Here is a 16519-nt window from a genome sequence, read left to right as displayed (position 1 = left end):
GAAAAAAGTCAATTCATCTTAAAGACGGCCCTTGGCCTCGGGAAAGGAAGCAGCGCTATGAAAGAGCATGCCAGGCATTTCCATGAAGACCCCCACGTTCTCCATGTGGGAACCGCCCCAAACAGAAGCTATTACATTCCCTTCGCGGATATTGAAGAAGCGGAGGAGGGCCTGTCCTCCCGGGTGTTTTCCCTGAACGGGACCTGGAGCTTCCACTACTTTGAAAGCTATGAGGACGCGGTGGATCCGGAAGAGGGCGTCTTTTTTGACGAGGAGGAAATGGATACGATCCCCGTGCCCTCCTGCTGGCAGAACCACGGCTATGGCAGGCACCAGTACACCAATGTAAATTACGCCATTCCCTGCGACCCGCCCTATGTGCCGGAGGAAAATCCCTGCGGCCTCTATGTCCGTCATTTTGACTTGGAGGAGGGCAGCCTTTCCGATGGAGAAGGCGGCAGATGGTTTCTGAACTTTGAAGGGGTGGATTCCTGTCTGTATCTCTGGGTCAACGGGGAATTTGCCGGGTACAGCCAGGTTTCCCACAGCACCTCGGAATTTGAGATCACCGAGCTGCTGCGGGAGGGCGATAACACTCTGGCCGTGCTGGTACTCCAGTGGTGTGACGGCACTTACCTGGAGGACCAGGATAAGCTGAGAATGAGCGGCATTTTCCGGGACGTTTCCCTGATCGCCCGGCCCGACAGTTTTTTGCGGGATTTCTTTGTAAAGGAAAGTTTTTCCAAGGACTTTTCCTCCGCTGAGCTTCGGGTAGAGCTGGAAATAGAAGGAGACTGCACGGTTTCCGGCGCTCTGTATGCCTCGGGGGGAGAGCTGGTCGCCGCGGCAGAGCCCGCTTCCGACGTTCTGGTTTTTTCCATTGAGCGGCCGGAGCTGTGGAACGCCGAGCACCCTGTCCAGTACACGTTAATGCTGGATACCGGGGAGGAATGTATTTCCCAGGAAATCGGCCTCAGAAAGATCGAGGTACAGGACGGCGTGGTGCTTCTAAATGGTACGCCCATCAAATTCCGGGGCGTCAACCGCCATGACAGCGACCCCGTAACGGGTTATACTATCAGCAGGGAGCAGGCCCTAAAGGACCTGGCCCTGATGAAGCGGCACAATATCAACGCCATTCGCACCAGCCATTATCCCAACGCCCCCTGGTTTTTGCAGATGTGCTCCGAATTCGGGTTTTATGTCATCGCCGAAGCGGATATCGAAGCCCACGGCAACGCTACGAAGCTGGGGCAGTACAGCATGGAAAACTACCCGGACGCGGCGGACGACCCCCAGTTCAAGGAAGCGATCCTCGACCGGGTGCAGCGCTCTGTCATTCGGGATAAAAACAACGCTGCCGCCGTGATCTGGTCTTTGGGCAACGAAAGCGGCTGGGGAGAGAATTTTGAAAACGCCGGGCGCTGGGTAAAGGAATACGACCCCTCCCGCCTGCTGCACTATGAGAATTTCATGCCCTATCACCATGACCGCAGGCCGGATTTCACCATGCTGGATCTGTTCAGCAGAATGTACGCGCCCCTTTCCTACATTGAAACCTATTTCAGCAGTGATACGCATAAGGACGATTACAGTGATCAGGATATCACAGAGTTCCTGCCGGACCGAAAGCTGCCTTTTATTCAGTGCGAATATATTCACGCCATGGGCAACGGCCCCGGAGACGCGGAGGATTACCAGCAGCTGATCATGAAGCACCCCGGCTTCTGCGGCGGCTTTGTATGGGAGTGGTGCGACCATGCGGTGTATGGCGGCACCACGCCGGACAACCGGCCCATTTACCGCTACGGCGGCGATTTCGGGGAGTTCCCCCACGACGGAAATTTCTGTATGGACGGCCTGGTGTACCCCGACCGCACGCCTCACACGGGCCTTTTGGAGTATAAGAACGTGATCCGTCCCTTGCGGGCGGAGCAGGTTCCCGGAAAGCCCGGCGTGTTCCGGCTTCATAACTATCTGGATTTTACCAACGCCGAGGAGTTCCTCACGGCTTCCTATGAGATCACCCAGGACGGAGAAGCTCTCTATGGCGGGGAACTGGAGCTGCCTCACCTGCCTCCCCACGGAGAGGCGGAGATCACCCTGCCCCAGCTTCCCGAGGGCGGTATCTGCACTCTGGTGCTTTTCTATGCCGCCAGGGAAGACGGAGATTTCTTTGAGGCCGGCTATCCTCTGGGCTTTGACGAGCTGGTGCTCAGCGAAGAGCCCTTCTTCCTGGACGCCCCCGCCGGGGGCCCTGTGGAGATCGAAGAGGGAACACGGTACCTGGTGATCTCCGGAGATCATTTCCGCTATACCTTCGATACCCGTACCGCCACCTTCTCCGAGCTGTGCTTCCACAACCGAAGCTTCCTGACAAAGCCCATGGAGTGGAATATTTACCGGGCTCCCACCGATAACGACCAGTACATCAACGCGGCCTGGGTACAGGCGGGCTATGACCGCCATACTGTGCGGGTCTATGAGGCGAAGGCAGCCGCCGGGGCCTCCGGCGGCGCGGTGATCACCTGCCACCTGGGGATTGCGGCGGTCTCCATCGCCCGGTTCCTGGAGATCGAGGCCGTTTGGAGCATTGACGCCCAAGGCAGGATCGACCTTTCCGCCTCCTGCCACCGGGACACCCGGTTCCCCTTCCTGCCCCGGTTCGGCCTGCGGCTGTTTTTACCGGGAGCCTTTGATTCCGTGGAGTATTTCGGCTACGGCCCCTATGAAAGCTATCTGGATAAGCACCGGGCTTCCCGGCTGGGGGTGTATGCGCAGTCCGTATCGAGCATGTTTGAAAACTACCTGAAGCCCCAGGAAAATTCCTCTCACATGGGCTGCCGGTACGCGGTGGTCACAGACGGGGCCTATTCTCTCACGGCAGCTTCGGAAGTGCCCTTCTCCTGCAATGTTTCCGAATACACCCAGGAGGAGCTGCGGGAGAAAAAGCACTCCTACGAGCTTACCAAGTGCGGCGATACCGTGCTCTGCCTGGATCATAAAATGAGCGGCGTAGGCTCCAACAGCTGCGGCCCCGAGTTGCTGCCCCAATACCGCCTGGAGGAAGGGGAATTCACCTTCCGCCTGACGCTGCTGCCGGAGTAAAGTGGTTAGTAGTTAGATGGGGCGAAACGCAAATGCGCTTTGTATCGTGAGTAGTTAGTAATTAGCAATTAGCAAGGTCAAGAGTAGAGTGCGCTAAATTGAAATTTAGTGTACTAACAAATAGTAGCAATCCTTGCCTCCCCTGAAAGGGGAGGGGGACCATGCGTAAGCATGGTGGAGAGGTTTCAGCTCGCTATAAATTTGAATAAATCCTGCGTTTTCTAACTTTTGGGTGGAACCCCTCAGTCACGGCTTCGCCGTGACAGCTCCCCTTTCAGGGGAGCCAAGGGTTTGTGCTAAGCTATTAATTTACCACCTTTCCCCTTCATTGCGCTGCACAGCAGCGCCGCCGCTATCCAGCATCTAAAAAAGCTTCCGCAAAATGATCCATTTTGCGGAAGCTTTTTTTCTAACAACTAACAACTAACGACTAACTTACGAAGCCTTACAGCAGCACTCCGGCGGCTCTTCGGAGGAGTCCAGCCGGTAGCCGACGCCCCGCACGGTGGCGATCTGCTTTCCCAGCCGGCCCAGGCGGGCCCGCAGATTCTTTACGTGGGTGTCTACCGTGCGGGTCACGCCCGCCGTTTCGTAGCCCCATACCTCCCGGAGCAAAAGCTCTCGGGACAGGGCGATATTGGGGTGGGTCAGGAAAAACCGCAGCAGCTTCCGCTCCATGGAGGAGGTAGAAACCTGCTGTCCGTTTACTGTCAGAAACTGTTCCGTGCAGGAGATCAGAACGCCTTCCAGGTAAAATTTTGCCATTGCCGTGATCACTTCCCAAAAAAGAGTTTAGAAATATCGCGTCCTCAATTTTTCAACCAACCTTCCTTGATTTCTATCCTACAGGTTAAAGCAAGCTTTAAGTCAAGACTTTTTTGGGAAAAAATGAAAAAATTTTGGGCTGCCTATTCCAGTTGGATCCCCAACGGCCCCAGCAGCCGCATGGCCTCCGGCAGGGAGAAGCGCGCGTTTTTTACCTCGTTATTCAACACATCGATGCGGTAGCCCACAGCTTCCCTGAAATCTGCCTTCCGGAGGTCGCATTTGAAAAATTCCGTGTTTTGCAGGCCGCAGCCCTGAAAGCTGCTTTCGGAAAGTTTGCATTCCGCAAAGATGGTCTCCACCAGCTCCGAGCCGGAAAAATCAAACCGGGCCAGGTTCAGGTTAGAGAAGGAATTGTATTTCAGGCGGCAGCGCTCCATGCGGGAAATGGGCTCGGAAAACCGGCCCGCGGGCTGAAGCAGGGACCAGTTTACCCCGGTGAGCACGCATTCCTCGAATTCTCCGAATTTCATCTGCACGGTTTCCGCCTTCAGGGCCGAAACCCGGCAGCGAAGGAAAACACAGCCGGAAAAATCACAGTGCCGCAGGGTGCAGGAATCCAGAGAGCAGTCTGTAAAGGCGCAGTCCACAAACTGCAAGCCCGTGAAGGTCTCCTCCTGAAACCGTAAACCCTGAAAGGACTGTCCCTCATAATAATTGCTGTTCATCGTGTAAGCCCTCCGGTAATTTGGGTAGATAGGAATGGGAGCCTGCGGCAGAAGGAAATTTTTTCCACAGCCGCGCGGCGGGATTTTATCAGTATACTCCGCTTTTCAGGGTGTTGCAAGGCCGATTCTGCTGAAAATTGACTTTGTAAAGGAAAAGGAGTAAAATAGTAAAGCATAACGGCATTTTTTGCTGTGCAGTTTCTTGTGATGAAAAATAACATGGCGGTATATTTTATGAAGGAAAAATTTTGGAAAAGGCTTCCTCTGGTTCGGCTCCATGCCTTTTGGGGCCTTCTTTTTACACTTCCACTGGCTGTTCTGGAAGCGCTTTTGGCTCTGGCCATTCAGCCGGGATCTTTGGAAACGCTGCTTCTCTATCTGCGGGAGCAGCCTGTGCTGGCGTTTTTGAATTTTCTGCCCTTTTGGCTCATTACCCTGGGCTTCTGGTTTTTGTTTTCCGATCCCTTTTTTGCCGCCGCCGCGGCAGGGGGGCTGGGCGGGGTGCTTTCCCTTGTGAACCGTACCATGGTGGAAAAGCGGGACGAGCCCTTCAGCCCCAAGGATATCGCTCTGATCAAGGAAGCGGGAAACGCCATGCAGAGCTATGATATGAACCTGCACCTGCCCTCTGTGCTGGCTATTGTGGGCTTTGTGCTGGCGATGGTCGTGCTGGGCGTGCTGCTGCGGGGAAAGCGGCCCTTCCGAAAGCGCTGGGGCAACGTGTGCTTTGCCCTGCTGGGGGCGCTGGTCTCCTTCGGCGTGCTGACCGGCTGCATTCAGCAGGTATACAGCTCCCGGGAGCTGTATGAATCCTTCCCGGTGAAAAACCGGTATTACATCGCGGGGGTATACGAGCAGCTGGGGTTCCCCTATTGCTTTTGCTACAATTTCAATACCTACCTGGTGGAAAAGCCGGAGGGCTATTCCACCGGTCAGGCGAAGGCCTATGAACAGGAGCACCCCGCAAAAAAGGGGCAGGGCAAAGCCGTCAATGTGGTGATGGTGATGAACGAGGCCTTTTCCGATGTGACAAACCAGGAAATTCTGGATTACCCGGCGGGCGAAGAGCCCCTGCGGTTCTATAACTCCCTGAAAACCTCGGATCGTGCCGTTACCGGGCATATCGTGGTGCCGAATTACGGCGCGGGAACGGCGAACACGGAATTTGATGTGATCACCGGCATGCAGACCAATTTTATCAGCGAAAGCGGGGCCTCTGCCTTTCGGGTGCTGCACCGGGATATCGACAGCATTTTCCGGGTGTTTTTGGAGGACGGCTATCAGACGGAATTTATCCACCCGGGCCAGGATTGGTTTTATAACCGCCAAAACGTATACCGGTATTTCGGCGCGGAAAAGCTGCTGTTTTCCGAGGCCTTTGAGGATGCGGAGCGGATGGGCGGCTGGGTGATGGATTCCGCCGTGCTGGACGTGATGAAGGAAGAGTTTGAAGCAGCCATGGAGGCGGGAAAGCCCTATTTCAATTATACCGTTACCATTCAGAACCATATGTCCTACAGCCACGATAAATACGGGGAATACAGGGTACAGCTGGTTCCCCTGAAGCGGGAAATCGACGCGGGGGCCAGGACCCGGCTTTCCGTCTATGCCAAGGGGGCGAAGGACGCGGACGATATGCTTCGGGGGCTCACGGAATATTACGAGAGCCGGGAAGAACCGGTCATGCTGGTGTTCTTTGGTGACCATCTGCCCAATTTGGGCGACAGCTACCAATGCTATCATGAGATCGGCATGGAGGTAGGCGAGGGGAAGGACCCGGTCACTACTCTGCGCACTTATGAAACGCCCTATGTGATCTGGGTCAACAGTCCGGCGGCGGAGCTGCTGGATTTCTCCGCCAGAAAGGAGGCGCTGGGCCTGCCGGAAGACGGCATGATCAACGCCAATTTCCTGGGGGCGATGACCCTGGAACTTACCGGCCGCCGGGAAGAAAACAGCTTTTTCTCCTATTTGAACGACCTGCGGCGGGAGCTTCCCGTGCTGCACAACGGCACAGGCCGCACCGGAGAGGGCGAATACTTTGAAGAGCTGCCGGAGGAATATGCTGAGGACATAAAGAAGCTGCGCTTCTGGGAGTATTACCGTTTGAGCAATTAGGGTGTGATCACGCCCTGGAGATACAAAAACAGCCCGCCGGAGAGCAGCATCTTCCCGGTGGGCTTGTGTTTTACAAAGAAATTTACAGGACACAGTACTGATCCATATAGCCTTCCATAGCCTTTAAGAGCTCCGGGTCCGCACCGGAGGCCTTCAGGTATTCGTGGATATCCACCACGGTGACGATGGGGTGCACCTGAATGCCGAATTCCTCCTGCACCTCCATAATGGCAGTTTTTCCGGGCGTGTTTCCCACCTCGCAGCGGTCTACGCTGATAAACATGTGGGGAACCTCCACCTTGGCGCAGGCCTTCAAAATTGGCATGGTTTCCCGCACGGCGGTGCCCGCGGTGATCACGTCTTCAATAAGGATGATCCTGTCGCCGTCCTGGGGCCGGTAACCCACGATATTGCCGCCCTCGCCGTGATCCTTCGCTTCCTTCCGGTTGAAGAAATAGGGCTTGTCTATGCCAAAATCCCGGTACAGGGCAATAGAGCAGGCGGAGACCAGCGGGATCCCCTTGTAGGCCGGGCCGAACATGGCCTGAAAGTTTTCTCCCGCGGCTTCCTTTACCTGGGCGGCGTAATAGCTGCCAAGCCTTGCAAGCTGCGCGCCGGTCTTATAGTTTCCGGTATTGACAAAGTATTGGGTGTGCCTGCCGCTTTTCGTCACGAAGTTTCCAAAGCGCAGCACATCGGCGGACATCATAAATTCAATAAATTCCTTTTTCTGCTCTGTCAGCATTTTCATTTCCTCTTTTCTGTTTCATTTGCCGCGATGGAGGGCAGGCCGGTTTCAAAGGTGATCCTGCTCCCATCGCTTTTCGCGAGCACCGTATGGTCTTCATCGGTTCGGTAAACCGTGGTTCCCAGCTTTTGAAGCTTTTCCAAAACGCCGTCGTGGGGGTGGCCGTAGGAATTGTCTTTTCCGCAGCTGATCACCGCGTACCGGGGCTCTACCGCCTTCAAAAATTTCGCGGAGGTAGAGGTGCGGGAGCCGTGGTGGCCGCATTTGAGCACATCGGCATGAAGCTCGTACCCGTCCTGCAAAATCAGGGCCTCGCTTTCCTTTTCGGCGTCTCCCGTAAACAGGAAGGAGGTTTCCCCGTAGGTCAGGCGAAGCACCCCGGAATAGTTGTTGAGATCCTCCCATTCCGCCTGGGGCCGGGGGGCGGAGACCTGAAGGCTCGCCTCCGGTGGGCAGGGGATTTCCACGCCCTGCTCCAGGGGAATGGCGGTGATCCCCTTCTTTTCCAAAGCGTTCAGCAGGGCTTCGTAGGCGGAGGTGGTGGGAACCCGGTCATCAGGCAGCCGGGGCATGTAAAAGGAACCGATCTCAAAGCGCTGTACGATCCTCGCCATGCAGCCCATGTGGTCGGTATGGGGGTGGCTACAGATTAGGGCGTCTATTTTTTCCACTCCCAAGGCGCGAAGCCCGTCTGTCAGGCCGTCTGCATAGGCGTATTCCCCGGTATCGATCAAAATATGAAACACGCTGGTTCCGTTTGGGAGGCGAAGAAGCGCGCTGTCGCCCTGGCCCACGTCCAGGAAATAGACCTCCAGCCCCTCCGGCTGTTCCGCCGGGGAAAAGCCTATGACGTCCTGAGTCTGCCGTTGGTCAGCCGGCGGTCCCGCCAGCAGGCCCTGATTTTCCGCCCAAAGCAGCAGCAGGGCAACGGCAAGAACCGCAACAAAGGAGCCTAACGAAAGCTTTTTTCGGGAACGCCTTCCGCTTCTTTTCATACTGTCACCTTCCCTTCAGAAAAAAACGGCGCCGGAGCGCCGCCTTTTTTATTCCTCATCTTCCACGGACTTTTTGTACAGATTAAAGCGAAACAGCTTGGATTCGTCCGTTTCCTTTTCGCACATGATGAAGGCTTCCGCAATTTTACCGCCTTCAATGAGCCTGGTCAGACCCACCAGCTGGCAAAGCTTGCTCTTCAGGTTCAGCCTGTCGCCGTCCCGGGTCATCAAATAGATTTCTCCCTCGCAGCCGTCCAGAACCTTCAAAAACTCCGGTACGTCCACATCGTGAAGCTCAACCATTTTTGGAGACATAAAAGATCACTCCTTCTAGATGCTGGATACTGGACGCTTGCTGCGGGAGAAGGGCGTTCTTCTCCGGCAGCAAGCTCCTGTCCTTAGAACTCCAGTATAGCATATTTTTGAGGAACTGGCAAATTCCCGAAATTTATTTTAACAACTGGCAGCTAACCTTTAACAACTGCCCTTCCCCCAGCGCTCCACCTCGTCCAGTGTCGGCAGGGAGGTCTGGGCTCCTTTTCGGGTCACGGACAGGCTGGAGGCGCTGATAGCGAAACGAACGGCCTCTTCCGCGCTTTCCCCGGCAGCCAGGCGGCAGGCAAAGGCGGCGGTGAAACAGTCTCCGGCGGCGGTGGTGTCTACTACAGGAAGATCCTTGGGTGCGGAGAAATACGTTTTCTTCCCGCTTTTTTCCAAAAGGAAGGCCCCTTCTCCGCCCAGGGTGATCAGTACGTTCTGCGCGCCCTTTTCCAGCAGAGCGGCTGCCGCCGCTTCCGGGTTTCCTTCCGGCACCCCCGCCAACTGGGCGGCCTCCACCTCGTTGGGCTTCAGAAAATCGATGCAGGCGTAAAGCTCGGGGGGAAGATCCTGTCGGGCGGGGGCGGGATCCAAAATCACAAGCTTTCCATGCTCTTTGGCCATTTTGGTGGCAAATACCACGGTTTCCAGCGGGATCTCCAGCTGGAGCACCAGAATATCACAGGTAAGCAGCACCTCCAGGTTTTCCTGAAGATAGGGAAGATCCACCGTCAGGTTTGCTCCCTGAGCCGCAACAATGCTGTTGTTTCCCGTGCTGTCCACACAGATAAAGGCGGAACCGGTAGGTTCCCTGGCGGCCCGCTTGATCCGCCCTGTTTCCACCCCCGCCGCCTTCAGGTTTTCACACAGGGTCTCTCCGGCCCCATCAGCGCCCACCGCGCCCAGCATGGTAACATGCCCGCCCAGCTTTCCGGCGGCATAGGCCTGGTTTGCTCCTTTCCCGCCGGGAACCATTTTCAGATCCCGGGAAAGCAGGGTTTCTCCCACCTTCGGCATGTGGGAGACCTGCAGCACATAGTCCATATTCATACTGCCGACCACCGCGATCTTTTTCATTACCGCACCTCTTTTACCGTTTTATTGTTTCTTAGAATACCATGAAACGCCGCGGAAGGGAAGGGGATTTTTTCGAAGACAAAAACAATTCGGAAGAGCAGAGTTTGATAAATTGGACTTTAGCGGTTACCTGCCCATTTTCTATTCTGTCATTCTGAACGAAGTGAAGAATCTTGTCCTTTGTCCTTTTTCCCTGCAATTAAGGGCGAGATTCTTCGTCACTTCGTTCCTCAGAATGACAACTGGAAACTGTGTGTTAAATTAAATTTATCAGCGAATCGTTCACTTTCCTCCTGTCATTGCTTTCCCCTAAAATCTCGTCCCTTGCCCTTTTTAGGGGCATGAAGGACGAGATTTTTCACCGTTTATTCCTTATTGCTCGTTATATCTGCCGTCCTTGCCCCGTTATCGGTAAAATTTCGCGAAAAGCAGGCCGAAAAGCAGAAGCAGGGCGGAAGCTCCCAGAAGAAGGCCGGTTTCCAGAGAGGAAGAGGCTTCCTCCGACGGGGCGTTTTCCCTCTGTACCCCACGGAGATCATTGTTTCCAAAGGGCATGTTGGGCATGTCTCCGGGCGGGGTGTTTTCTTCCTGTGTATCGGTTTCCGGCTGTGCGGAAGCAGAGCTTTCCGAGCCCGCTTTCTCAGTCAGATCATCGGATTCAGAGGAGGATTCTCCAGAGGTGGAGTTCCCGGAGTTGGCTTCGCCTTCTCCGAAGCCGCCGGGCTTTTCAGGCGGCTCTCCGGAGTTTTCCTGAACGGGAAAGTCGTTTTCCGGCAGCTGGCCCTCCGGCGGCATTCCTTCCGGCATTTCACCGCCTTGCGGGGCGCCCTCCGGAGCTTCCCCCATTCCCTGGGGAGGGGTGTTTCCTGAAGCATTGCTTTGCCGGGTGGTTTCCAGATTTCCCGGAGCCTGCCTTTCCCCGCTCATACCGCCCTGGGAGCCCATATCGGAAACGGAAAGCGCTGAAGCGTCTACCAGCTCGCTTTCTGCTTCCTGCCCCTCGCTGGTGGAGGGGATCTCACTGTTTAACTGTTTTTTTACACTTTCCGCCCGCAGCAGGCAGAATTCCCGCAGGGTCTCCACTCCCTTTTGGAATTCCTCATAGGTGCAGAAGGCGGTGGGGTCCTGTTCCACGCAGGAGGAAATGATAGCAATCGTATTTTCCATCAGCTCAGAGAAAACGCCGCTGGTGAAAAAGCCGGAGATCAGCTCTTCCATGACCTGGTGGTACTGCGCAGTATACTGCTCGTTTTCAAAGATCCAGGCCGCCATAGGCCGTTCGGTGAGGTCACCGGAGCTTACCGGGGAATCGATAGGGGAGTTTACCAAAGTGGTACTGTCTCCTCCGCCCATGCCGCCGAAAGCCAGGTTGTAATCCCATGCCACCATGGAAAGCAGGCCGTTTTCCTCATAGAGATAGTAATTGTGGATCATGGTGCCGGTATAGCTGTCCTCATTGAGAACAAAATTGTGCACGGCAAAATAGCGCAGCACCGCATCGATATTGAGGCAGCTTTCCACCTCGCCCTCGTTCAGCGCTTTGATGGACCGGATCAGCCGTGCCTTATCCTGGTCTGTCACGGTATCAAATACGGCGTTGTCAAAGATATTCGGGTAGCTTTCCGGATCATCATCGGAATAGCGAAGAAGCACATCGTCGCTGCCGCCCATGCCGCCGGGGCCGCCGAATCCGTCCTTTTCACCAAGTCCGCCCATTGCCCGGAAATGATCAGCCTCTGAATTGGCGGCTTCCGAATCGACAGCTTTTGAGAGTGCGGGTTCTTCGGTTTCAGAGAATACTTTTTCTTTTCGCTCTCCTGCCTCCGCGCCCCGGCCTCCGCCGCCCATGTCCAGGCTGTCCGGCTTATAGAGCTGTCCGTGATCTTTCCCATAGCTGCGCTGGGCGAAAGCGTCTTCAATGGCCTCCACCGCCGTATACAGGCCCCAGTCCTCCCCGTTTACCGTGATCCAGACAAAGCTGGAAAGGGGGGCGTCGGCGCCCAGAAAATTCATCATCTGATAGCAGAGGAAATCCTTCATATAGGTGTTATCCTGAATGGCATTGTTCAGGCAAAGCTTATCCAGGCCATGGTAGGTGGAGCTGCCGTCGTAATGGTCGAATTCCAGCTTGAAGCTGTACCTGTCGCTTTCCGAGCTGGCTACGGTGTTCAGTGAGGAATTTCCCTTGGGGCGAATGCCCACGTTGCTGAATTTCTCGCCATCGATCACTGCCGTACAGGAAATATATTCCTCCGAAAGCGCGTTTTCCAGCATGGATTCCCAGTCGCTTTCCTTTACCGCCAGATCGATCTGGTGCACTCTGTCTGTAGAAAACAGCTTGCTCACATAGGGCAGCTCCGTGGCGGCCGCCTCCAGAAAGAAAGCCCCGCCGCAGAGATACAGCACGGTAAGCAAAAGCATCACCGCGGCCCCGATCCCGCAGATCAAATTAGTGTATTTATGCTTGCTCATAGAAAAAATCCTTTTTCATAAATAGTGTAAAAAGCAGCAGCGCAAAAAAATGTAAAATCCCTTCTCTAACAACTACTATCCCATATATTCTCCGTTATAGCTGACCAGCGCCGCGCCGGTCACGCCGGCGATACCGGTCAGGCCGTTTAAGAAGGAGGTGCCGCCGTCCTTCAGGCGAACCTCGTAATTGAGCTCGATCCGGTCGGAGGTGACGGTTTTGCTTTTGATGGTCTGCTTTTCCACAGACGCGGCAAGGAAGCTTGAAACCAGCTCCTCAGCCCGGGGGCTGTCGCAGGTGATCATGGCGATATAGGGCTGAGAACGGGATTTGCGATTGACAAATACCAGCAGCATCACGCCGATCACCACGCTGCCAAACACCGCTAAGGGGATCATGCCCGCCGCCAGCACTATGCCCGCGCCGATGGCCCAGAAGAGATAGGCGATATCCAGCGGCTCCTTAATGGCCGTGCGGAACCGGACGATAGACAGCGCGCCCACCATACCGAGAGAAAGCACCACGTTGCTGGTAACGGCTAAAATCACCAGGGTGGTGATCATGGTCATGGCAATGAGGGACACCCCAAAACCGGGAGAGTACAGCACGCCGCTGTAGGTTTTTTGATAGATAAAAAAGATGAACAACCCAATGAGAAAAGCCAGCACAATGGCAAGCACCATGTCGAGCACTGTTACACTGGTCACGTTCTCCAGAAAATTGGATTTGAAAATATCCTGAAATGTCGTCATAAAAAAGCTCCTTCCGAAAATATCTGAATCACTGGCAACTAATAACTAACTCCCCTTGCCGCCGCGTATTTGGAAAATGCCTCGGCGCCTCGGGAATTCAGCCCCACAATGTCCCGGATCAGTTCCGGCAGGAATTCATCGTATTTCACTTCTAAAATCACGCTGTTTCCCGCCGGAAGCAAAAGCGGAGGGTTTTCTAAAAGATCGGGGAAAAAAGCGGCGCCGCGGATCTCCCTGTCCAGGGTGACCCGAACGTTCCCGGGAGGAAATACAAAGGGCTCCCGCAGATAATCCACCACGGTTCGGGGCCGCAGCCCCTGCAGCTCCATTTTCAGGGCCAGTTCCCGGGCCGTTTTCCTGTCGCTTTCCTTCATCCAGCGGGTATCGCCGTGAAACAGCAGGCAGGCTTCCTCCTTTGTCAGCAGGCACCCGGCTTTTCCGCAAAGCCCGTGGTGCTTGCTTTTCTTTTCCAAAACGAGATAGGAGGTATCCCCGTTATACCAGCGAAGCCGAAATTTTTCCCGGCAGTCTATCCCGGTCAGCTTTTCTCTCAGGGCCTTATCCTCCGTGTTGTCAAAATAAACGCTGCAGATCTGATATTCCCCAGAAGGCCCCGCATGGGCGTCGTGGGGCAGGACAGCCCTTAATCGGGCACGCAGCCCGGCGTATTCTCCGAGGCTGAGGCGAATTTTATATTCGTGCCGAAGGGGAGAAGCCAAAAAATCCCATCCTTTCCGCCGGAAGTGCCCGGCTTTACTCACGAGGCGATTGTAAAGAAAAAACCTGAAAAGAACCTGAAAGGGGAGCTTCAGGTTCTTTTCAGGTTTCGGGGGCATTCTTTAGGCAATACTGCACAATTCATGGCTATCGTCTTAAGCGGGTGCTGCCTTTACAAGACGGTGCGTTCCGTGTACAATGAAAAAAACGAACGGGGGGGAAAATCCTTGCGGATCCTGGTAGTAGAGGACGAAAAGCGGCTGGCCGATACCCTGTGCGAGCTGTTGACTTACCATAGTTATCTTGTCGATGCGGCCTATAATGGGGAAACCGGGCTGGATAACGCCCTGACCGGAATTTACGACGCGGTCATTCTGGACGTGATGATGCCGAAGAAAAACGGCTTTCAGGTGGTAAAAGAGCTGCGGGAGGCGGGGCTCAATACCCCGGTGCTCCTGCTTACCGCCAAATCAGAAACCTCTGATAAGGTGGAGGGGCTGGACCGGGGCGCGGATTACTACCTTACAAAGCCCTTTGAGGCAGAAGAGCTGTTAGCCTGCTTGCGGGCGCTGCTCCGCCGCCAGGAGGAGGTCATCACGGAAAAGCTTTCCCTGGGGGAGCTAACGCTGAACCTTTCCTCCTGTGAGCTTTCCTGCGGGGCGCGTTCCATTCGGCTGAGCAGCAAGGAATTTGAGATCATGCGCCTGCTGCTTTCCAATGCGGGAAACGTGGTGCCCAAGGAGACCTTACTGCTGAAAGCCTGGGGGTACGATTCTCAGGCGGAGGATAATCATGTGGAGGTCTATATTTCGTTTTTGCGAAAAAAGCTGCTTCATATCCATTGCCCCGTCACCATTGAGTCCGCCCGGCGGCTGGGCTATTATCTGAAGACATAGGAGGGGAGAAAGGGTGCTCAAAAAGCTGCGCAGGAAATTTGTGGCGGTGGTGATGGGGGTGGCGGCAGTGATCTTGCTAGCCGTATTCGCCGTGCTGGTGATTTCCACGGAAACCGGCATGCGCCGCCAAAGTGAGGAAATGCTGGAACGGGAGCTGAATCGCCGCGTGTGGCAGGGAGGCGGCTGGAAGGAAGAGAATAAAAACAGGGACGAGCTTCCTCCGGAAGGAAAGAACCCCAATGAAGTGAAGATCCGTTTTCCCTGTTTTACCGTGCTGGTGGAGAAAAACGGCACGGTGAATTTGGGAAACCGGGCGGAAATTTTACTGAGCGATCTTGACACGGCAGAGCTCAAAGAGCTTGCCCGGGAAGTCGCTTTACGGGAAGAGCCCTCCGGCGCGCTTTCCGCCCGTCGGCTTCGCTATGCCAAAAGAACGGGGGCCAACGGAACGATCATTGCCTTTGCGGACAGCACAGCAGAATACAACAGTCTTGCGGAGCTGCTGAAAAATTCATTTCTGATAGGCGCTTTGACTCTGCTGATCTTTTTCTGCGCCAGCATTCTTTTGGCCCGCTGGGCGGTGCGTCCGGTGGAAAACGCCTGGAATCAGCAAAAGCAGTTTGTAGGGGACGCCTCCCACGAGCTGAAAACTCCCCTTACCGTGATCCTTTCCAACGCGGAGATGATCGTTTCTCACCCGGAAGAGGATCCTGCCCGCTGGGCAAACAATATTCTGGCGGAGGCCCAGCGTATGAAAGGGCTGACCCAGGAGCTGCTCACTCTGGCCCGTTCGGAGGACAGCGCCCATGCTCCTGTTATGGAGCAGGTGGACCTTTCCTATTTGGTAACGGACAGCGTTCTTTCTTTTGAGCCCGCCGCCTTTGAAAGCGGCCATGAGCTTTCCCAGAAAATAGAGCCGGGGCTGCTTTTACCGGGAAACGCCGCCGGGCTTTCTCAGCTGTGCGGGATCCTGTTGGAAAATGCCCTGCAATACGCTTCCCCTAGCGGAAAAATTCAGGTAGAGCTGAGAGCTGTTGGCAAAACCGCCAGGCTGTCCGTTTCCAATGAGGGAACGCCCATTCCCCCGGAGGAGCTTCCCCGAATTTTTGAACGCTTCTACCGGGGAGACCCCTCCCGCCACGGAGAAGGCCACGGCCTGGGCCTCGCCATCGCCCGGCAGCTTGCGGCCCTCCATAAAGGAAAGATCTGGGCGGAAAGCGGGGAAAAGAAAAATACCTTTTTTGTGACCTTGCCCGGCGTGAAGCCGGACAGAGACCGTGGCAGATCAGACAGGAGCACATGATCGCTGCCCGAAAAAAAGCCGGGCCGCCAGCTGCGCTTTCTGCGAGCCTATATGATGTAAAGCCCCACTTTGATCCAGGGCCATATTCCGTTGACTTTTCCAGAAGTGTTGGGCATATTAGTGTTGAAAGGTTGGGCGTTTATAATGGAATTTTTTCCATTATTATCTACAGCATGTAAAGTCTGTGGGGCGTTCAACCTTTCTTGATGTCCAGCCCTGTAACTACACACAAAATTTCCATTATCCGAGCGGGATTCAGGTAAATCACGCCGCCAGGAAGGCCTCGTCCTCGGAAAAGCCCATGACTTGGTAATGAAACAGGGTTTCCTGCCACTCCGATTTATCCTGGGAGATCATCACATCGGCCAGCCAGTTTACCGCGTCACTGGTTATTTCCTCGCTGCCCTCCGCCAGGGCATTTTTCAGCAGGTAGGTCAATTAGCTTGCACTTTTCTCCACATAACAAAAAAGTCGGGCAGTCTGTCATATGACAAACTACCCGGCTTTTTTGAAATTTTTCAAAT

Annotated in this window: 14 protein-coding genes; 4 read left to right on the top strand and 10 right to left on the bottom strand. The window is 54.9% G+C overall.

Going from position 1 to position 16519, the window contains the following annotated elements:
- Nucleotides 1–57: 57 nt before the first annotated feature.
- The gene (locus U8T64_RS01445) at nucleotides 58–3108 is read left to right on the top strand and encodes a glycoside hydrolase family 2 TIM barrel-domain containing protein (protein WP_322180233.1); all 3051 of its coding nucleotides are present in this window, start codon (nucleotides 58–60) and stop codon (nucleotides 3106–3108) included.
- Nucleotides 3109–3543: 435 nt separating this feature from the next.
- Here the strand turns inward: U8T64_RS01445 and U8T64_RS01440 are convergent, their stop codons facing one another.
- Complete coding sequence (locus tag U8T64_RS01440) at nucleotides 3544–3873, bottom strand: winged helix-turn-helix domain-containing protein (RefSeq protein ID WP_322180231.1); 330 nt, start codon at nucleotides 3871–3873, stop codon at nucleotides 3544–3546.
- A 143-nt stretch (nucleotides 3874–4016) separates the two neighbouring features.
- Entirely contained in the window at nucleotides 4017–4601 is a 585-nt protein-coding gene (locus U8T64_RS01435) for a pentapeptide repeat-containing protein (RefSeq protein WP_322180229.1), read from the bottom strand.
- Nucleotides 4602–4835: 234 nt separating this feature from the next.
- Between U8T64_RS01435 and U8T64_RS01430 the strand changes: the two genes are divergently transcribed.
- Nucleotides 4836–6719 (top strand): sulfatase-like hydrolase/transferase, encoded by a 1884-nt coding sequence (locus U8T64_RS01430; protein ID WP_322180227.1) that lies wholly within the window; start codon nucleotides 4836–4838, stop codon nucleotides 6717–6719.
- An 82-nt stretch (nucleotides 6720–6801) separates the two neighbouring features.
- Here U8T64_RS01430 and pyrE read toward each other — a convergent pair whose 3' ends face one another.
- The 7 genes from pyrE to U8T64_RS01395 all read right to left on the bottom strand — a co-directional run bounded on the left by pyrE (nucleotide 6802) and on the right by U8T64_RS01395 (nucleotide 13798).
- Entirely contained in the window at nucleotides 6802–7464 is a 663-nt protein-coding gene (pyrE, locus tag U8T64_RS01425) for an orotate phosphoribosyltransferase (RefSeq protein WP_322180225.1), read from the bottom strand.
- Between the two features lie 2 nt (nucleotides 7465–7466).
- Nucleotides 7467–8462 (bottom strand): ComEC/Rec2 family competence protein, encoded by a 996-nt coding sequence (locus U8T64_RS01420; protein ID WP_322180223.1) that lies wholly within the window; start codon nucleotides 8460–8462, stop codon nucleotides 7467–7469.
- Nucleotides 8463–8510: 48 nt separating this feature from the next.
- On the bottom strand, nucleotides 8511–8777 hold the full coding sequence (locus tag U8T64_RS01415) for a hypothetical protein (protein WP_322180221.1): 267 nt from the start codon (nucleotides 8775–8777) through the stop codon (nucleotides 8511–8513).
- Nucleotides 8778–8936: 159 nt separating this feature from the next.
- The gene (gene rbsK, locus U8T64_RS01410) at nucleotides 8937–9857 is read right to left on the bottom strand and encodes a ribokinase (RefSeq protein WP_322180218.1); all 921 of its coding nucleotides are present in this window, start codon (nucleotides 9855–9857) and stop codon (nucleotides 8937–8939) included.
- Nucleotides 9858–10262: 405 nt separating this feature from the next.
- A complete protein-coding gene (locus U8T64_RS01405) occupies nucleotides 10263–12329 on the bottom strand; it encodes a CotH kinase family protein (protein ID WP_322180216.1) in 2067 nt (688 codons plus the stop codon).
- A gap of 75 nt (nucleotides 12330–12404) precedes the next feature.
- Complete coding sequence (locus U8T64_RS01400) at nucleotides 12405–13079, bottom strand: DUF4956 domain-containing protein (protein ID WP_322180214.1); 675 nt, start codon at nucleotides 13077–13079, stop codon at nucleotides 12405–12407.
- A 38-nt stretch (nucleotides 13080–13117) separates the two neighbouring features.
- Nucleotides 13118–13798, bottom strand: coding sequence for a polyphosphate polymerase domain-containing protein (locus tag U8T64_RS01395; protein ID WP_322180212.1), 681 nt, complete (start codon nucleotides 13796–13798; stop codon nucleotides 13118–13120).
- A 225-nt stretch (nucleotides 13799–14023) separates the two neighbouring features.
- On the opposite strand from U8T64_RS01395, the gene U8T64_RS01390 reads away from it, so the two are divergent.
- Nucleotides 14024–14692, top strand: coding sequence for a response regulator transcription factor (locus U8T64_RS01390; RefSeq protein ID WP_322180481.1), 669 nt, complete (start codon nucleotides 14024–14026; stop codon nucleotides 14690–14692).
- A 13-nt stretch (nucleotides 14693–14705) separates the two neighbouring features.
- Nucleotides 14706–15995, top strand: coding sequence for a sensor histidine kinase (locus U8T64_RS01385; protein ID WP_322180210.1), 1290 nt, complete (start codon nucleotides 14706–14708; stop codon nucleotides 15993–15995).
- Between the two features lie 264 nt (nucleotides 15996–16259).
- On the opposite strand, the gene U8T64_RS01380 is transcribed toward U8T64_RS01385, so the two are convergent.
- On the bottom strand, nucleotides 16260–16433 hold the full coding sequence (locus U8T64_RS01380) for a hypothetical protein (protein WP_322180208.1): 174 nt from the start codon (nucleotides 16431–16433) through the stop codon (nucleotides 16260–16262).
- Nucleotides 16434–16519 lie beyond the last annotated feature (86 nt).

Origin of the sequence: Neglectibacter caecimuris (assembly GCF_034335015.1) — a bacterium.
Taxonomy (GTDB): domain Bacteria; phylum Bacillota; class Clostridia; order Oscillospirales; family Acutalibacteraceae; genus Acutalibacter; species Acutalibacter caecimuris_A.
Note: the sequence above shows the minus strand (reverse complement) of the source record. Positions and strands in the feature narration are given on the sequence as shown.